The sequence below is a fragment of the Pannonibacter phragmitetus DSM 14782 genome (assembly GCF_000382365.1).
Taxonomy (GTDB): Bacteria; Pseudomonadota; Alphaproteobacteria; order Rhizobiales; family Stappiaceae; genus Pannonibacter; species Pannonibacter phragmitetus.
The window spans coordinates 245,649-261,092 of record NZ_KB908216.1 but is presented as its reverse complement, the minus strand read 5'-3'; the positions used below and the strand labels follow the sequence as shown (position 1 = coordinate 261,092).

Sequence of the window (15,444 nt, the reverse complement as noted above, 5' to 3'; positions counted from 1 at the left end):
GCCGGGCTTACTCGGCAGCAACCCGGCCGGTCACTTCGGGCTTGGCGGGAAACGTGCAGGTCACGGTCGTGCCGTTCCCCTCCCGCGACTGGATCTCCACATGCCCGCCGTGGAGTTCCACGAAGCTCTTGACGATGGACAGGCCCAGGCCTGCGCCACGGCGCCTTGCGCCGGAGTCGTGGCCGACAAAGCGGTTGAACACGGCCTCGATCATCTCCTGCGGGATGCCGCAGCCGTGGTCCTTGACGGTGAAGACGACGCTTGAGCCCTTCCGGATGCAGGTTACATCAATGATGCCGCCTTCCTGGGAATAGCGCACGGCATTGGCAATCAGGTTGAACAGCACCTGCCGCAACCGGCGCTCATCGGCCAGCATGGTGCCGATATCATCCGGCACATCTGTGCGCAGCACGATCTGCGATTCGACCAGACGGTCCTTCAGCCCCTCGACGGCGGCAGACACGGTCTGCGCCACATCCACTTCGCTGAGGTCCAGCTCCATGATGCCCGCATCAATGGTGGCCAGATCGAGAATGTCGTTGATGATGGCCAGCAACGCCGAGGACGAGGACAGGATATATTCCGCGTATTCGCCCTGCTTGTCGGAAAGCTCGCCGAACTTCGGATCGGACAGCAACTGCGCAAAGCCGATGATGTTGGTCAGCGGCGAGCGCAGCTCGTAGGAAACATGCTGGATGAAGGCGTTTTTCAGATCGTCCGCCTGCTGCAGCGCCTCGTTCTTTTCAACGAGGGCGCGTTCCATGTTGACGCTGTCGGTAACGTTAACGAAGGTCACCAGCGTGCCGCCATCCGGCAGGGGCACGGTGGCGTAATCCAGCACCGAGCCGTCGCGCCGCTCCATGCGGCCGGCCAGATGCGTGCGGCTGTCCATCAGCCCGGTGATGGAGCCTGCCAGCAGGCGCCAGGCTTCCATCTCGCCCGTGTTGGCGGCGCAGGTGTTCACGATGTCATTGACATGCGGCATCACCGAAAGCTGGTCTTCCGGCATGGCCCAGATTTCGCTGAAGGCCGGGTTCCACAGGCGCAGGCGCCCGTCGGAGCCGAACACCGCGACGGCTTCGGACAGATTGTCCAGCGTCTCGCCCTGCACGCGGATCAGCGCGTTGTAGCGGCTTTCCAGATCCAGCCGCTCGGTCACGTTCTCGTAGATGTAGGTCACGCCGCCCTGCGGATGCGGGTTGGCGATGACGCGCAGCGTGCGCCCGTCCGGCAGATGCCACCAGCTCTCTCGGGCTTCCAGCGACTGGTAGCTTTCCAGCATCTTGGTGCGCCAGACGCGATAATCTGCCTGTTCGGGCAGCTTGCGCCCGGCACGCAGCGTGTCGAGGACGATGCCGTCTTCCGGCTGGCCGTCGAGGAAACCGGTGTCCAGATCCCACAGGGCGCGGAAGGCGGCATTGTAGAACTGGAGCTTGCGGTCGGCACCATAGATGGCCACCGCTGTCGCCAGCTGGTCCAGCGTGCGCCCGTGGAATTCCTCGGTGCGCTTCAGTTCCTTCTTGGTCCGGTCCAGCTCGGAAATGTCGATGGCAATGCCGGCACTGCCGACGTTGGAGCGCACATCTGTCACTTCAAAGACGCGGCGCTCGCCGGCCGCCACAATCGGCATGCGCGAGCGGAAGCAGCCGTCATCGTTGCGCTCGCGGCTCATGGCCTCGCGCGCCGGGGCATCCAGGAATTCGACAGCGCCGCTGACGGCCGCCTCGGGTGAGGCGCAATCGACGGCGCGGGCATAGGCGCGGTTGGCCCAGTTGACCTTGCCTTCCGCATCCGTCTGCCAGGCCGGGGCGGGCATCGCCTCCAGCAGGGCATGCAGCATGTAAAGTTCGCCGGAGAGGCGGGCGTTGCGGGCGGCAAGTTCTGCTTGCGACTGGCGGTCACCTGTCAGATCGCGCAGGCGCAGCACGGAAGCAGCCCCGGCTGTCCGGCCAACGGCCTCGATATAGGTGCGGTGGCGGGTTTCCAGCGTGATGCAGAAGGCTTCGCCAATGCTGCGCAGGCGTGCCAGATGATCTTCCAGAAGTTCGGCCGATTTCGCATCCAGCCAGCTGCCGAAGCTCAGAAGCTGGGCGGCGCTGCGCGGCGCGCCACAGCTGTCCGGTAGGTTGCCCCAGACATGCGGCGTCAGACCCGGGCGTTCGCCAAGTCCGGTCCAGGCGATGATCCGCTGCTCTTCGGTGTTGAGCATGGATTCCAGCCGGTCGACGAAAAGCTTGAGATCGCGGTTTTCGCGCGAAAGGGCACCGATGCGGGCAGCGCTGGTGCGGCGGTTGCGCAGGAAGGCGAAGGAAGCCGTGACGGCAAAGGCGCAGGCCCCGCCAAGGGCGGCCAGCCAGACCATCTGGTCGGCGCCGAACTGTGCGGTGGAGGTGCTTGCCGCCTGAGCCAGACTGCTGCCCAAGCTGGCTGCGAGGGCAAGGGCGCTCACGCCCGAGAGGGAGAGCGTTTTCAGAATCCGTCTCCGCCGCCCTGCGCCCTTGCGCAAGCGTGAACCGCCGTCTACCGGCATCTGCCTACCTCTTTTGCCGCCATTCAGTCCGGCCGGAGGCCGGAGTCGTCAGGGAGCTGCCTCAATCCCCTGATTCGTCTTGACCATACCTTGTTCGGGAATCGCGCTAAAGAGTCTGTTGATGAAAAGTTAACAGGCCCCGTCCGGGTGGACGGGGCCTGCATTTGTGCTTCTACGCAAGTCAGATTCCATACAGCACAATATGTGGTGTGCCGTGTACTTGAGATCAGTACTTGTAGTGTTCCGACTTGAACGGACCGGTCTTGTTAATCCCCAGATATTGGGCCTGGTCGTCCGACAGTTCGGTTAACGTGACGCCCAGCTTGGCGAGGTGCAGGCGGGCCACCTTCTCGTCCAGATGCTTCGGCAGCACATAGACCTCGTTCTTGTACTGATCACCACGGGTGAAGAGTTCGATCTGCGCCAGCACCTGGTTGGTGAAGCTGGCGGACATCACAAAGCTCGGATGGCCCGTGGCATTGCCAAGGTTGACGAGACGGCCCTGCGACAGAAGGATCATGCGCTTGCCGTCCGGGAAGACGACCATGTCGACCTGATCCTTGACCGGGCGCCACTGCAGGTTCTTCAGCGCGGCAACCTGGATCTCGTTGTCGAAGTGGCCGATGTTGCAGACGATGGCCATGTCCTTCATCGCCCGCATGTGGTCGAGGGTGATGATGTCCTTGTTGCCGGTGGCGGTGACGAAGATGTCAGCCGTGCCGGCCACCTGATCCAGCGTCTTGACGTCGAAACCGTCCATGGCGGCCTGCAGGGCGCAGATCGGGTCGATTTCGGTGACGATGACGCGCGCGCCGGCACCTGCCAGCGACTGGGCCGAGCCCTTGCCCACATCGCCATAGCCGCAAACCACGGCGACCTTGCCCGACATCATCACGTCGGTGCCGCGGCGGATGCCGTCCACCAGCGATTCACGGCAGCCATAGCGGTTGTCGAACTTGGACTTGGTGACGCTGTCGTTCACGTTGATGGCCGGGAAGGGCAGCTGGCCCTTCTTCTGCATCTCGTAAAGGCGCAGCACGCCCGTGGTGGTCTCTTCGGTAACGCCCTGGATCAGATCGCGCTGCTTGGTGAACCAGCCCGGGTTCTTGGCCATGCGCTTCTTGATCTGGGCAAAGAGGTATTCTTCCTCTTCGGACTTCGGGTCTTCGATGAGGCCGGTCTCACCGGCTTCGACGCGGGCGCCGAGCAGGATGTAGAGCGTGGCATCGCCGCCATCGTCGAGGATCATGTTGGCGCCTTCCGGGAAGTCGAAGATCCGGTCGGCATAGTCCCAGTATTCTTCCAGCGTCTCGCCCTTGATGGCGAAGACCGGAATGCCCGCAGCGGCGATGGCGGCAGCTGCCTGATCCTGGGTGGAGTAGATGTTGCAGGAAGCCCAGCGGACTTCGGCGCCAAGAGCCACCAGCGTTTCGATGAGCACGGCCGTCTGGATGGTCATGTGCAGGGAACCTGCAATGCGGGCGCCCTTCAGCGGCTTGGAAGCGGCGAATTCGGCGCGGCTGGCCATCAGGCCCGGCATTTCGGTTTCGGCGATCTCGATTTCCGTCCGGCCCCAATCGGCGAGCTTGATGTCCTTGACGATATAGTCGGTCATGACCTGATCCTGTTCTGATCTGTTTCAGCAGCCACCCAACGGCGGCACGAAGGTGCACTGCACCCGGCCAGGCCTGCCCGCCTCACGGCAGCAGCCCCGGAATCCCGTTCCGCTCCTTATATAGCGGCCTTTCAGCCCTATCAATGCGGATATAAAGATTTCTTTATATGAGGGCGGAAATGCGGGAACGGGGTTAAGGGAGTGTTGGGGGGGGGCGTCAGCGCAAGGATGATCTCTTAAGAAAATTTACGGCGAGTGCTTTAGGGGAGGCGAGTCTAGTCTTTGACCAATCCTACGAATCGGAATATTTTGCTTTTGAATTAAAAGGAGTTGCAGATTGAAAAGTCTTCCTCATTACGCGAGAAATCTAGCAAAGATAGCCGCGATCATTGCTCTTATGGGGTCTCTTGTTTGGGGGCAATGGCCTATTGATCTCTCTAAAGTCTCTCCGGGTGCGTTACTTATATTTGTAGCCGCATTTATAACATGGGTTAGTTATGAACTTGAAGATCTCTCCTCAGTGTTGAAAATTCAAGACCGAAAGATGAATGAGGATGTTGAAAAAATAAATTCACTTATCAGAATTGCAGATAAGAAACAATATTATATTCTTCGAAATAATGCAATTGAAACTACAATGCAAAATGATGATTATGAGGGATTGAGTAAGCTTCTAGATTATTATGAGGATGATATTTTTCCGTTTAATAATCGAGATGTACAAGCGAAGTATGAAGAATTTTGTCGAGATAGCGAAGATTTTTTAAATGAACTAATGAGTATTTATAATAAGGGTAGTAATGGCTGGATGACGTGGCGACCTGATAACGGAAGTTGGGTTTCACAAGATAAATATGACTATGTTATGAATAAGATAAATGAGTTAAATATTAAAAGCCGAAATCTGAACGATTCATGGATTTCATTTTTAAAGCTGGCCTCTAAGAATTTGAGTGGTGCCTCAATATCTATTGAACGATATAAATAGTTGATGGTAATAATAAGAACTTATTTCTATTGCAAGCGGCGTCCAGTAAACTTTGCGTAAGGCTGTATGCGGATCGAGAAGAAGCTGCCGCAGCTTCCTCGTTAAGGGGCCAGGGTGGAAAACAAGCGCGTCGGAGAACATAGTTTTGGCCATGCAACAGCTCTAGGCGAGACGCAGCTGTTACACCGAAAAGATCCTCAAGGTTGATGACTTGCGGGTGTTCATTTCAATAGGCATATGTTGCCATTGTCCGCGACGCGCACCCGCAACACTCTCTGCCCCTCAATCTTCCTCGCCAAACTTGTCCGCCACAAGTGCAGCGATGGCGGTCAGGGCGGCTTCGGCTTCGGGGCCGGTCACTTCCACGTGGATGCAGCAGCCCGGCGCTGCGGCGAGCATCATCAGGCCCATGATCGAGGTGCCGCCGACCGTCTGGCCATCCTTTGACACCCGCACATCTGCGTTGAACGTGTCCACCAGCTTCACCAGCTTGGCGGAGGCGCGGGCGTGGAGGCCGCGCTGGTTGACGATCAGCAGGCTGCGTTCGAGGCGTGTCATGTTTGGCGCGGCATCCATCGTGGTCAGTGTCTTTCTTCGGGGCGCTGGCGTCAGCCGTTGCCGGACAGAACCTGGCTGGCGACGGAGATGTATTTCTGGCCGGCCTTGCGGGCTTCCTCCACCGCATCGGCAAGGCCCCGGTCGGCGCGCACGCTCGCCAGCTTGATCAGCATCGGCAGGTTCACCCCGGCAATCACCTCGATGGTCTTGCCGTCCATCACGGAGATGGCAAGGTTCGAGGGCGTGCCGCCGAACATGTCGGTCAGGAGCACCACACCAGCGCCGGTGTTCACCTCCTCGACAGCGCCAAGGATATCCTGGCGGCGCTGCTCCATGTTGTCCTCCGGACCGATCGCAATCGTTGCGACCTGCGTCTGCGGGCCAACCACGTGCTCAAGTGCCGCCTTGAACTCTTCCGCCAAGCGGCCATGGGTCACGAGTACCAGTCCAATCATGCCTTGCCGACCTGTGTCTTTCGTCGTGGGTCCGGTCTGTCCGGTTTCCCGGGGCTTGCGCCGGATCTGAACGCTGTTGCCGCAATGTCGGCAAGCGTGGCGCCCAAAGCAAGCAGTTTTCTCATTAACACGGCCTAAACAGGCGGCCGCTTTCCCGGATAAATCGCGCGCAGGGCCTCCCGGATCAAGGCCACTGCGCCTGCCGCATCGCCGGAGGGCACCGGCTGGCGGGCAATCAGCCGGTCCAGCAGCACCGTGGAAAGGGCATCTGCCTCCGGCATGCGCTCGAGTTTTGCTGCCGGCTCAAGATCGGCCACAAGGCTGATCAGGGCCGCAGGCTCATGGGGAACCGGCACGATGCCGCGCCCGCGCAGCTCCGCCAGCCCGGCGATGGTCTGCGGCGCCCGCGCCCTCAGGCCTGCCACTGCCGCATCCAGCAGGCACTGGTCATCGGCCACATGGGCGGCGAAATGGCCGTTGCGGCCAGCCCGCTCCACCAGTTCTGCCGCCAGCCGCGACTTGCCGGATCCCGAGGGGCCCCGGATCAGCACACCCGTGGTGCCGAGGATGACCGCGCAGCCATGCACCAGCAGGCCGCCATGAGCTGCATGGCCGCTCATGCACTGCCGCCTGCGGGCAGGGTGATGATGAAGCGCGCACCCAGAATGGTCTTCTCACCGGTTTCCGGATCGGTCTCCGTGCGGTTCTCCGCCGTGATCGTGCCCCGGTGCGCCTCGATGATCTGGCGCGAGATCGACAGCCCAAGGCCGGAGTTGTTGCCGAAGGCCTCGCCGTCGGGCCGGTCTGTATAAAAGCGCTCGAAGATGCGTTCGATCTTTTCGGCCCGGATGCCGGGGCCGTCATCATCGACGGTGATGACGACCGCGCTGCCCTTGCGGCTGGCGCCGATGCGCACGGTGCCGCCGGGGGGCGAAAAGGAGCGGGCATTGTCGATCAGATTGTTGATCACCTGCGCCAGACGGCTGTCATGGCCGAGGATCAGGTAGCCCTTCTCCTCCGCCTTGTCGCCTGACTTGTCGGCATGCCGGTCCTGACGGGCGCTGCTGCCCTTCACATCGGCACTCTTGACGTCTGCGATGGTCAGGATCACGCGCGGGGCATCTTCGGCGGCACGCTGGTTGGCCATGTCGGCAACATTGCGCAACAGGCGGCTGGCATCCAGCGCTTCCGCACTGCCGCGCGCCAGTTCCGCATCCAGCCGCGAGGCATCGGAAATGTCGGTGATCAGGCGGTCAAGGCGGCGCACGTCATGCTGGATCACCTCCAGCAGCCGGGCGCGGGAATTGTCCGATTTCGCCAGCGGCAGGGTTTCCACGGCGCTGCGCAGCGAGGTCAGCGGGTTTTTCAACTCATGCGCCACGTCAGCGGCAAAGCGCTCGATGGCATCCATGCGGTTATAGAGCGCATTGGTCATGTCGCGGAAGGAGCGGGCAAGATGGCCGATTTCGTCCTGCCGGTCGGAAAACTCCGGGATTTCCTGACGCGACTTGCCGCCGCGCCGCACCCGCTCCGCCGCCGCAGCAAGGCGGCGCACGGGGCCGGCAATGGTGCCGGCCGTCAGGATCGACATGACGAGCATGACACCTGCGGCCACCATGAACACGCGGATGATCGCGATCCGCTCGGCGCTGACGATGGCGTCAATGTCTCCCCCTTGCGTGGAGAGCAGCAGCGCGCCGACCACCTGCCGGAACCGCTGGATCGGCACGGCCACGGAGACGATCAGCTCGCCACGCGGCGACAGGCGCACGATGCTGGCGGGGGATCCGGAAACGGCGGCTTCCACCTCAGGATAGATCAGCCCGTCACCGGCACCGGCTTCCTGATAGACCGGCAGATCACCGCGCCGCAGCCAGATCTTCACCGACTGCCAGATCCGGTCAAAGAAGCCGTCCTCCTGCACCGTGGGCGGGGACAGGTCGTAGCGCATCACCTGGCTGTAAAGCTGGCGCGAATCAAGGATCAGCATGCCTTGCGTGTCATAGATCCGGGCGCGGGTCTTGGTCGGCGAGATCAGCCGCCGCAGTACTGGCCCGACACGCTCGGGATTGACCGGGAAATCGAGGGATTCCACTGTTGTCGTGCTGGGCATCAGGGTTTCGCCCGCCTGCATCTGCAGCAGGCGTTCCGGGTCAACCGTAATGGCCCCCGTGTCCACCGTGGCCGAGGCGGCGATGGCGCCGGCGATGATCTCGCCCTGCGTCAGAAGGCTCTGCACGCGCGCGTCGATCAGCCCGGCGCGGAACTGGTTGAGGTAGAGAATGCCGGAGACCAGCGCGATGAGCCCGGCGAGGTTCAGCACCACGATGCGCCGGGTCAGCGAGGAGAAGACATAGGTGCCGAGCAGTGCCCCGGCCCGGTTCAGGAACCTTCGGCGCAGGCGCGGGTTGCCAAGGTGGCGCAGGGCAGCCGGAGACGTGCGTTCGCCCGCGCTGTCCTCTGCGCGGGCGTTGCCGTCTTGCTCCTTCGTGTGAAGGCGCATGTCTTCCCCGGTGTCAGTTGCCATCTGGCGTCAGGAACCCTCAGGTCTCCCGGAACCGGTAGCCGACGCCATAAAGGGTCTCGATCATGTCGAAGTCGTCGTCCACCATCTTGAATTTCTTGCGCAGGCGCTTGATGTGGCTGTCGATGGTCCGGTCGTCCACATAGACCTGATCGTCGTAGGCCGCATCCATCAGTGCGTTGCGGCTCTTCACCACGCCCGGGCGCTGGGCCAGCGCCGAGAGGATGAGGAACTCGGTCACGGTCAGCGTCACCGGCTTGCCGTTCCAGGTGCAGGTGTGACGCTCCTGATCCATCAGAAGCTGGCCGCGTTCCAGCAGCTTGTCGCCATCCTCGCGCGGGGCGGAAGCATCGCGCGGCTGCACCCGGCGCAGCACGGCGCGCACACGCTCCACCAGCAGGCGCTGGGAGAAGGGTTTGCGGATGAAATCGTCCGCGCCCATCTTCAGGCCGAACAGCTCGTCGATCTCGTCATCCTTGGAGGTGAGGAAGATCACCGGCAGGTCGGAGGTCTGGCGCAGGCGGCGCAGCAGTTCCATCCCGTCCATCCGCGGCATCTTGATGTCGAAGATCGCAAGATTGGGTGTGTCGCTGAGAAGACCATCCAGGGCGGAAGCGCCATCCGTATAGGTCTGGACCCTGTATCCTTCCGATTCCAGCGCAATGGAAACCGAAGTCAGGATGTTACGGTCATCGTCGACGAGTGCAATAGTCGGCATGATGCGGGTCTTCGTCCTTTGATCCGTCAATGTCGTAACTCACCTTCAGCCTTTGGCCCCGCAATTGCGCATAAAATAAGGCAAAGGCAATTGCATACCAACTCTTTAATCTTCTGCCGGTTCCATTAGCCGCCGGTTTTATAAGGCGGGAACCTCGGCGCCCGTCTGTCATGTGGGTGTGATCTGCGAAAGACAAAGTGTTCTGCGTCACAGTTTTGCTTAAATTCACGATCCAAAATAAATCGTTCTGCCAAGTCTTTGTTTTTTAATCGATTAAATGGTCAAATCATCCTTTCTGTTCTCTTGTTGCGCAGCAGCAGATCAACTAGGGTCCGCCTGCGCCGGGACTTGAGGGGCAGCAGATCAGGTGCGATCCCCCGGCCCTCCGGCGCGTGTAGAAAGATTAAGGGACTGCGCGATCATGAAAGAGACAGGTGTCCGGAACCCGGCTTGCGGCCTTGAAACAATCGGCCTGACGGGGCTCGGTGCGATTTATTGGAACCAGAACGAGCCGTCTCTTTACGAATACGCGCTGCAGCGCGGTGAGGCGCGGCTGTCGGCCGGCGGGGCTCTGGTGGCTGACACCGGCACCCACACGGGCCGTTCGCCGAAGGACAAGTTCGTTGTCTGTGATGCTTCGACCGAAGATCAGGTCTGGTGGGACAACAACGCAAAGATGACGCCGGAGCAGTTCGACGTTCTGCTGGGCGACTTCCTCGATCATGCCAAGGGTAAGGATCTGTTCGCGCAGGATCTCTACGGCGGCGCTGAGGCAGCTTATCGTCTTCCCGTGCGTGTCTATACCCAGTTTGCCTGGCACTCGCTGTTTATCCGCAACCTGCTGATCCGCCCGAAGGCGGAAGAGCTGGCCACCTTCGTGCCGAAGATGACCATCATCGATCTGCCGGACTTCAAGGCCGATCCGGCCCGTCACGGCTGCCGTTCCGAAACGGTCATTGCCTGCGACCTGTCGCGCATGATCGTGCTCATCGGCGGCACGTCCTATGCTGGCGAGATGAAGAAGTCCGTCTTCACCTTCCTCAACTACCTGCTGCCGCCGCAGGGCGTCATGCCGATGCATTGCTCGGCCAACGTGGGCAAGGACGGCGACACGGCTGTTTTCTTCGGCCTGTCCGGCACCGGCAAGACCACGCTCTCCGCTGATCCGGAGCGCACCCTCATCGGTGACGACGAGCACGGCTGGGGCAAGACCGGCGTCTTCAACTTCGAAGGCGGTTGCTACGCCAAGACCATCAAGCTGTCGAAGGAAGCCGAGCCGGAGATCTTCTCCACGACGCAGCGCTTCGGCACCGTGCTGGAAAACGTGGTGCTGGATGAAGCCCGCGTGCCGGACTTCGACAATGGCTCGAAGACCGAGAACACCCGTGCGGCCTATCCGATCCACTTCATCTCCAACGCCAGCGCCACCGGTGTTGCGCCGCAGCCGAAGACGATCATCATGCTGACCGCCGATGCCTTCGGCGTGATGCCCCCGATCGCCCGTCTGACCCCGGCGCAGGCCATGTACCACTTCCTTTCCGGCTACACCGCCAAGGTGGCCGGGACTGAAAAGGGCGTCACCGAGCCGCAGGCGACCTTCTCGACCTGCTTCGGCGCACCCTTCATCCCGCGCCACCCGAGCGAATACGGCAATCTGCTGCGTGATCTCATCGCCGAGCAGGGCGTGGATTGCTGGCTGGTGAACACCGGCTGGACCGGCGGCGCCTATGGCACCGGCAGCCGCATGCCGATCAAGGCAACCCGCACGCTGCTGCGCGCCGCACTGGATGGCTCGCTGAAGACCGCTGCCTTCCGCATGGACCCGAACTTCGGCTTTGCCGTTCCGGAAGCCGTGCCGGGCGTCGACAGCGCCATCCTGAACCCGCGCGAAACCTGGGCCGACAAGGCCGCCTATGACGCGCAGGCCAAGAAGCTGGTGCAGATGTTCATCGACAACTTTGCCAAGTTCGAAGACGCGGTGGACAGCTCCGTTCTGGCTGCAGCTCCGGCTTCGCGCAACGCGGCTGAGTAATCCGCTTTCCCGGCCGGGAATGACGGAATGACATGAGAGACAGCCGCAGCCCCGCTGCGGCTGTCTCGCGTTTTACCGCTTCCCAAACGGGCCCCGGCATGCGCACCCATCATGCCTGGTTCCGCTGCAGCGCCCCGGCCCTCCGGGGCGCTGTTCCTTTTTCCGGCCGGTATTCCTGCAGCTGAACCGGCTGAACGGGTTTTTCTTTCCAGCGCCTGCATCCTCCCTATATCCTTGCTGGAAAGACCATGAGGGAGAGTGCCATGGCGGATGAACTGGCAGTGGCAGAAGCCTGGGTTAAGGCGGGCCGCAAGGTGGCGGTGGCAACGGTGGTGGAGACCTGGGGCTCGGCGCCCCGGCCGGTCGGCTCCCATCTCGTCATTGATGCGCAGGGCAATTTCGAGGGCTCCGTCTCCGGCGGCTGTGTCGAAGGCGCGGTCGTCGCCGAGGCGGCGGATGTGATTGCCTCTGGCAAAGCCTCCATGCTGGAATTCGGCGTTGCCGATGAAACCGCCTGGCGCGTTGGCCTGTCCTGCGGCGGGCGCATCCGCGTCTATGTGGAGCCGGTCACCCATGCAGCTTGATCTTCTCACCGCTCTCAATAAGGAGCGTTCGGCCCGCCGCGCCGCGATTCTGGTGACGGACCTTGCCAGCGGCGCCCAGCGGCTGGTGAAGAAGGGGGCGGTCGCGGCTGCGGATCCCCTTGCCGCAGAACTCGGCAAGCGGTTCCTGTCCGGCGCGTCCGGGCTGGTGAGCACGGAGGATGGAACGCAGGCCTTCCTCACGGTATCCGTCCCATCACCGCGCCTCGTGATCATCGGCGCGGTGCATATCTCGCAGGCGCTTTTGCCTATGGCGCAGGTTGCCGGGTTTGACGTCGCAGTCATCGACCCGCGCACCGCCTTTGCCAGTCCCGAGCGGTTCCCGGCGGATGTGCTGATGGCCGACTGGCCGCAGGACGCACTGCGCGAGCGCCCGCTGGATGCCTATACGGCACTGGCCGCCGTCACCCATGACCCGAAGATCGATGACTTTGCGCTGGAAAGCGCGCTGCGGGCGGGGTGCTTTTATGTGGGTGCGCTCGGCAGCCGCAAGACACATGCCTCCCGCCTGCAGCGGCTGGCGGCGGCGGGTGTCGCTGAGATAGATCTCGCTCGCATCCGCGCCCCCATCGGCCTTGATATCGGGGCAGCCTCACCGGCCGAGATCGCCGTCGCTGTGCTGGGTGAGGTGATTGCCGCGCTGCGCAAGCCGGGCGGGGGGCGCTGATGCAATTTGGTTCAGTCCCCTTGGTGCAAGCCGAAGGCGCGCTGCTGGTTCATGCGACGCGCACGGCTGGCGGGCTGCTGAAGAAGGGGCACCGCCTCACCGCAGCCGACATCGAGGCGCTGGCCGCAGCGGGGCTGGCGGATGTGACGGTGGCGCGGCTGGAGCCCGGCGACGTGGATGAAAACACGGCGGCGCAGAGGCTGGCAAAGGCCGCAGCGGGCAGCGGTTTGATCCGCGACGGGGTGCAGACCGGCCGCGTCAATCTTCATGCGGAGGTGAATGGTGTGCTGGTGATCGACCGGCAGAAGGTCGATGCCATGAACCGCATTGATCCGGCATTGACTTTCGCCACCCTGCCGGAATTTGCCGCCGTCAATGCGGGCCGGATGGTGGCAACAGCCAAGATCATCCCCTATGCGGTGGCCGAACACCATCTGGCTGCGGCGGAATTGGCTGGGGCAGGGGCCATCCGTGTCGCGCCTTACCACGCCCGCCTGGTGGGGCTTGTGGCAACCCTGCTGCCGCAGCTGAAGCCGGTCACCCTGGACAAGACCCGCAAGGTGCTGGAGCGGCGGCTTGAGGCCTCCGGCAGCGTGGTGATTGGCGAACACCGGGTGGCCCATGACAGGGACGCGGTGGCAGAGGCGCTTGCCGCCCTGAAGCGCCAGGGGGCGGATTTCTTCGTGCTCTTCGGCGCCTCCGCCATTGCCGACCGGCGCGATATTCTGCCCGCCGCCATCGAACAGGCCGGTGGCCGGGTGATCCACTTCGGCATGCCGGTGGATCCGGGCAATCTGATGCTGCTGGGCGAATTGGACGGCATGCCGGTGATCGGCGCGCCGGGCTGTGCTCGCAGCCCGGCGGAAAACGGCTTCGACTGGGTGCTGAACCGGCTGCTGGCGGAGCTAGCCGTGACGCCGGAGGTGGTGACCGGGCTTGGCGTCGGCGGCCTCCTGATGGAAATCGCCAGCCGCCCGCAGCCCCGGCAACAGGGCGCGGGCAAGTTTTCAGCCGCCAGTGCGAGCGGGCGCTATGGCGGCATCATTCTGGCGGCGGGCAGTTCCAGCCGCATGGCGGGCGGGAACAAGCTTCTGGCGCAGCTGGACGGAAAAAGCGTAGTACGCCATGTGATTGATGCAGCTGCGGCCAGTCAGCTCGAAAGGGTGATCCTGGTCACCGGCCACATGGCGGAACGGGTGAGTGGAGAAGCGGACGGAAGCCGTGTGCGGGCGGTCATCAACCCCGGTTTTGCGGAGGGCATGGCCAGTTCCATCCGCCTTGGGCTGCGGGCCTTGCCGGAAGATCTCGATGGCGTCATGATTCTTCTGGGCGACATGCCGCGCATCACCGGCGCCATGATTGATGCGCTGATCGCCGCCCATGACCGCAGTGAGGGGCATCTGATCGTGCTGGCGACAGCAGAGGGCAAGCGCGGCAATCCGGTGCTCATCGACACGCGCTTTCGCGAAGATCTCATGCAGCTTCAAGGTGATACGGGCGCCAGGCATCTCATCGGCGCGCATGATGATGTCTGTGCTGAAGTTGAACTGGGCCGAGCGGCGCGGCTTGATCTCGACACGCGTGAGTCTCTGGCTGCGGAGGGCGGAGTATTGACAGAAGGTTAACTGCAGTTTCAGCCATGCTTTGCCTGCAGGTCTTCCATGACGGCTAAGCTCTTGCGCAAATCGGGCTGGGGCATTATGTAACCTTCACTTGATTTGCGGTTGCGGACGTGAACTTCGGTCCTGTCTGGCTCCGCCATGAAATTCCAGCACGAGAATGCGACGTCTGGCCGCCCGGCAAGTTCCGGAGGAGCGGCCGGTCTTTTGCGTTTTCTTGCAACAGAGACCGGCAAGAAGGAAAAGAAGATGGATAATGCTCTGAGCCTCCCGCGTCCTGGCCGCTGCAAGTGGGCCGAAGGTGACAGCGGCAACTACACGTTCCCGTGCAATGTGCGCGTCGAGTCCGGCACGTCCTACTGCACGGACCACCGCGCGCTGGTCTACATGCCGCCGGAAGAGCGCCGCCGTTCCAAGAGCGCATCTGCTCCGGCCTTCAAGCGCATCGCGGCCTGATAGAGGCACACTCAAGACAAGGCAGCTTTCCTCCTCCCGGCTGTCCTCTTTCAACCCGGCTCCCCGTTGAGCCGGGTTTTTTCTTGTTCAGGCAAGAGTGGAGCAGGGAGGAGGATTGCCCTGTGGAAAACAAAAAACGCGGCTCCGGAGAACCGCGTTTCAAAAAATGTCCGCTATGAGCGTGACCGGCCGTTATTCTCAGGCTGCCTTGAGCGCCGTCTGGATCTCGATCAGCTGGGCCAGCGTTGCTTCGGCCTTGGTGCGCGCTTCGTCGTCGCGGGCGTCGGCAACGTCCTCACGGGCGTCCTGCACCTGCTGGGCGATGACTTCGGCCTTCAGCTCGGAAACCGGAATGGCCTGTTCGGCCAAAACGGTGAGACCGCTGGTGGACACGTCGGCAAAACCGCCGCGCACGAAGTACTCGACCAGCTTGCCTTCGCCGGTGCGGACCTTCAGCAGGCCCGGACGCATGGTGGCCATGAACGGGCTGTGATCCTTCAGGACACCAAACTCGCCTTCGCTGCCGGGAACGGTGACCTCGAGAACCTTGTCCGACAGGAGAAGGCGCTCAGGGGAGACAAGCTCAAACTGAAATGGCTGTGCCATCTGGCGTGTCCTTTGTTCGTCGCAATGCGGGCGGCAGTGCCGCCCTGCAAGAGGCGGCGCCACACGGGCGCCCG

At 62.3% G+C, this 15,444-nt stretch carries 14 protein-coding genes; 6 read left to right on the top strand and 8 right to left on the bottom strand.

The genetic code is table 11. The features are described 5' to 3' along the window. Nucleotides 1-7 precede the first annotated feature (7 nt). Both H163_RS0106165 and ahcY read right to left on the bottom strand, forming a co-directional pair. Nucleotides 8-2,530, bottom strand: a complete 2,523-nt coding sequence (locus H163_RS0106165) for a PAS domain-containing sensor histidine kinase (protein ID WP_081625967.1) — start codon at nt 2,528-2,530, stop codon at nt 8-10. Nucleotides 2,531-2,756: 226 nt separating this feature from the next. Continuing rightward, nucleotides 2,757-4,145 carry an adenosylhomocysteinase gene (gene ahcY, locus H163_RS0106160; RefSeq protein ID WP_019963683.1) on the bottom strand — a complete coding sequence of 463 codons (1,389 nt, stop codon included), beginning with the start codon at nt 4,143-4,145 and terminating at the stop codon, nt 2,757-2,759. 337 nt (nt 4,146-4,482) lie between these two features. Here ahcY and H163_RS24300 point away from each other — a divergent pair, with 337 nt between their 5' ends. After that, nucleotides 4,483-5,133, top strand: a complete 651-nt coding sequence (locus tag H163_RS24300; protein ID WP_147290379.1) for a hypothetical protein — start codon at nt 4,483-4,485, stop codon at nt 5,131-5,133. Between the two features lie 282 nt (nt 5,134-5,415). On the opposite strand, the gene H163_RS0106150 is transcribed toward H163_RS24300, so the two are convergent. From H163_RS0106150 to H163_RS0106130, 5 genes are all read right to left on the bottom strand, one after another. Next, a complete protein-coding gene (locus H163_RS0106150) occupies nt 5,416-5,709 on the bottom strand; it encodes an HPr family phosphocarrier protein (protein ID WP_019963682.1) in 294 nt (97 codons plus the stop codon). A 32-nt stretch (nt 5,710-5,741) separates the two neighbouring features. After that, nucleotides 5,742-6,146: a PTS sugar transporter subunit IIA gene (locus tag H163_RS0106145; protein WP_019963681.1), complete on the bottom strand. Its 405-nt coding sequence runs from the start codon at nt 6,144-6,146 to the stop codon at nt 5,742-5,744. 134 nt (nt 6,147-6,280) lie between these two features. Further along, nucleotides 6,281-6,766 carry an HPr kinase/phosphorylase gene (locus H163_RS22290; protein WP_019963680.1) on the bottom strand — a complete coding sequence of 162 codons (486 nt, stop codon included), beginning with the start codon at nt 6,764-6,766 and terminating at the stop codon, nt 6,281-6,283. Continuing rightward, entirely contained in the window at nt 6,763-8,673 is a 1,911-nt protein-coding gene (locus H163_RS0106135) for a sensor histidine kinase (protein WP_019963679.1), read from the bottom strand. The genes H163_RS22290 and H163_RS0106135 overlap by 4 nt, the downstream gene beginning before the upstream one ends. A gap of 16 nt (nt 8,674-8,689) precedes the next feature. Next, nucleotides 8,690-9,388, bottom strand: a complete 699-nt coding sequence (locus tag H163_RS0106130) for a response regulator transcription factor (RefSeq protein ID WP_026355512.1) — start codon at nt 9,386-9,388, stop codon at nt 8,690-8,692. A gap of 421 nt (nt 9,389-9,809) precedes the next feature. Between H163_RS0106130 and H163_RS0106125 the strand changes: the two genes are divergently transcribed. From H163_RS0106125 to H163_RS0106100, 5 genes are all read left to right on the top strand, one after another. Continuing rightward, entirely contained in the window at nt 9,810-11,420 is a 1,611-nt protein-coding gene (locus H163_RS0106125; RefSeq protein ID WP_019963677.1) for a phosphoenolpyruvate carboxykinase, read from the top strand. A gap of 263 nt (nt 11,421-11,683) precedes the next feature. Continuing rightward, nucleotides 11,684-12,004, top strand: a complete 321-nt coding sequence (locus H163_RS0106120; RefSeq protein WP_019963676.1) for an XdhC family protein — start codon at nt 11,684-11,686, stop codon at nt 12,002-12,004. Beyond that, nucleotides 11,994-12,689 carry an XdhC family protein gene (locus tag H163_RS0106115; RefSeq protein ID WP_019963675.1) on the top strand — a complete coding sequence of 232 codons (696 nt, stop codon included), beginning with the start codon at nt 11,994-11,996 and terminating at the stop codon, nt 12,687-12,689. Before H163_RS0106120 ends, H163_RS0106115 begins: the two co-directional genes overlap by 11 nt. After that, nucleotides 12,689-14,314 carry an NTP transferase domain-containing protein gene (locus H163_RS0106110; protein ID WP_026355510.1) on the top strand — a complete coding sequence of 542 codons (1,626 nt, stop codon included), beginning with the start codon at nt 12,689-12,691 and terminating at the stop codon, nt 14,312-14,314. The genes H163_RS0106115 and H163_RS0106110 overlap by 1 nt, the downstream gene beginning before the upstream one ends. A 243-nt stretch (nt 14,315-14,557) precedes the next feature. Then, nucleotides 14,558-14,764, top strand: a complete 207-nt coding sequence (locus H163_RS0106100; protein WP_026355509.1) for a hypothetical protein — start codon at nt 14,558-14,560, stop codon at nt 14,762-14,764. 198 nt (nt 14,765-14,962) lie between these two features. Here H163_RS0106100 and H163_RS0106095 read toward each other — a convergent pair whose 3' ends face one another. Continuing rightward, the gene (locus H163_RS0106095; protein ID WP_019963672.1) at nt 14,963-15,370 is read right to left on the bottom strand and encodes a F0F1 ATP synthase subunit epsilon; all 408 of its coding nucleotides are present in this window, start codon (nt 15,368-15,370) and stop codon (nt 14,963-14,965) included. Nucleotides 15,371-15,444 lie beyond the last annotated feature (74 nt).

Bases quoted from the DNA above. Each gene is read 5' to 3' on its own strand.
- H163_RS0106120 (WP_019963676.1), top strand. From the start codon at position 11,684: ATGGCGGATGAACTGGCAGTGGCAGAAGCCTGGGTTAAGGCGGGCCGC.
- H163_RS0106150 (WP_019963682.1), bottom strand. From the start codon at position 5,709: ATGGATGCCGCGCCAAACATGACACGCCTCGAACGCAGCCTGCTGATC.
- H163_RS0106100 (WP_026355509.1), top strand. From the start codon at position 14,558: ATGGATAATGCTCTGAGCCTCCCGCGTCCTGGCCGCTGCAAGTGGGCC.
- H163_RS0106125 (WP_019963677.1), top strand. From the start codon at position 9,810: ATGAAAGAGACAGGTGTCCGGAACCCGGCTTGCGGCCTTGAAACAATC.
- H163_RS0106130 (WP_026355512.1), bottom strand. From the start codon at position 9,388: ATGCCGACTATTGCACTCGTCGACGATGACCGTAACATCCTGACTTCG.
- ahcY (WP_019963683.1), bottom strand. From the start codon at position 4,145: ATGACCGACTATATCGTCAAGGACATCAAGCTCGCCGATTGGGGCCGG.
- H163_RS0106165 (WP_081625967.1), bottom strand. From the start codon at position 2,530: ATGCCGGTAGACGGCGGTTCACGCTTGCGCAAGGGCGCAGGGCGGCGG.
- H163_RS0106135 (WP_019963679.1), bottom strand. From the start codon at position 8,673: ATGGCAACTGACACCGGGGAAGACATGCGCCTTCACACGAAGGAGCAA.
- H163_RS0106095 (WP_019963672.1), bottom strand. From the start codon at position 15,370: ATGGCACAGCCATTTCAGTTTGAGCTTGTCTCCCCTGAGCGCCTTCTC.
- H163_RS0106145 (WP_019963681.1), bottom strand. From the start codon at position 6,146: ATGATTGGACTGGTACTCGTGACCCATGGCCGCTTGGCGGAAGAGTTC.
- H163_RS22290 (WP_019963680.1), bottom strand. From the start codon at position 6,766: ATGAGCGGCCATGCAGCTCATGGCGGCCTGCTGGTGCATGGCTGCGCG.
- H163_RS0106115 (WP_019963675.1), top strand. From the start codon at position 11,994: ATGCAGCTTGATCTTCTCACCGCTCTCAATAAGGAGCGTTCGGCCCGC.
- H163_RS0106110 (WP_026355510.1), top strand. From the start codon at position 12,689: ATGCAATTTGGTTCAGTCCCCTTGGTGCAAGCCGAAGGCGCGCTGCTG.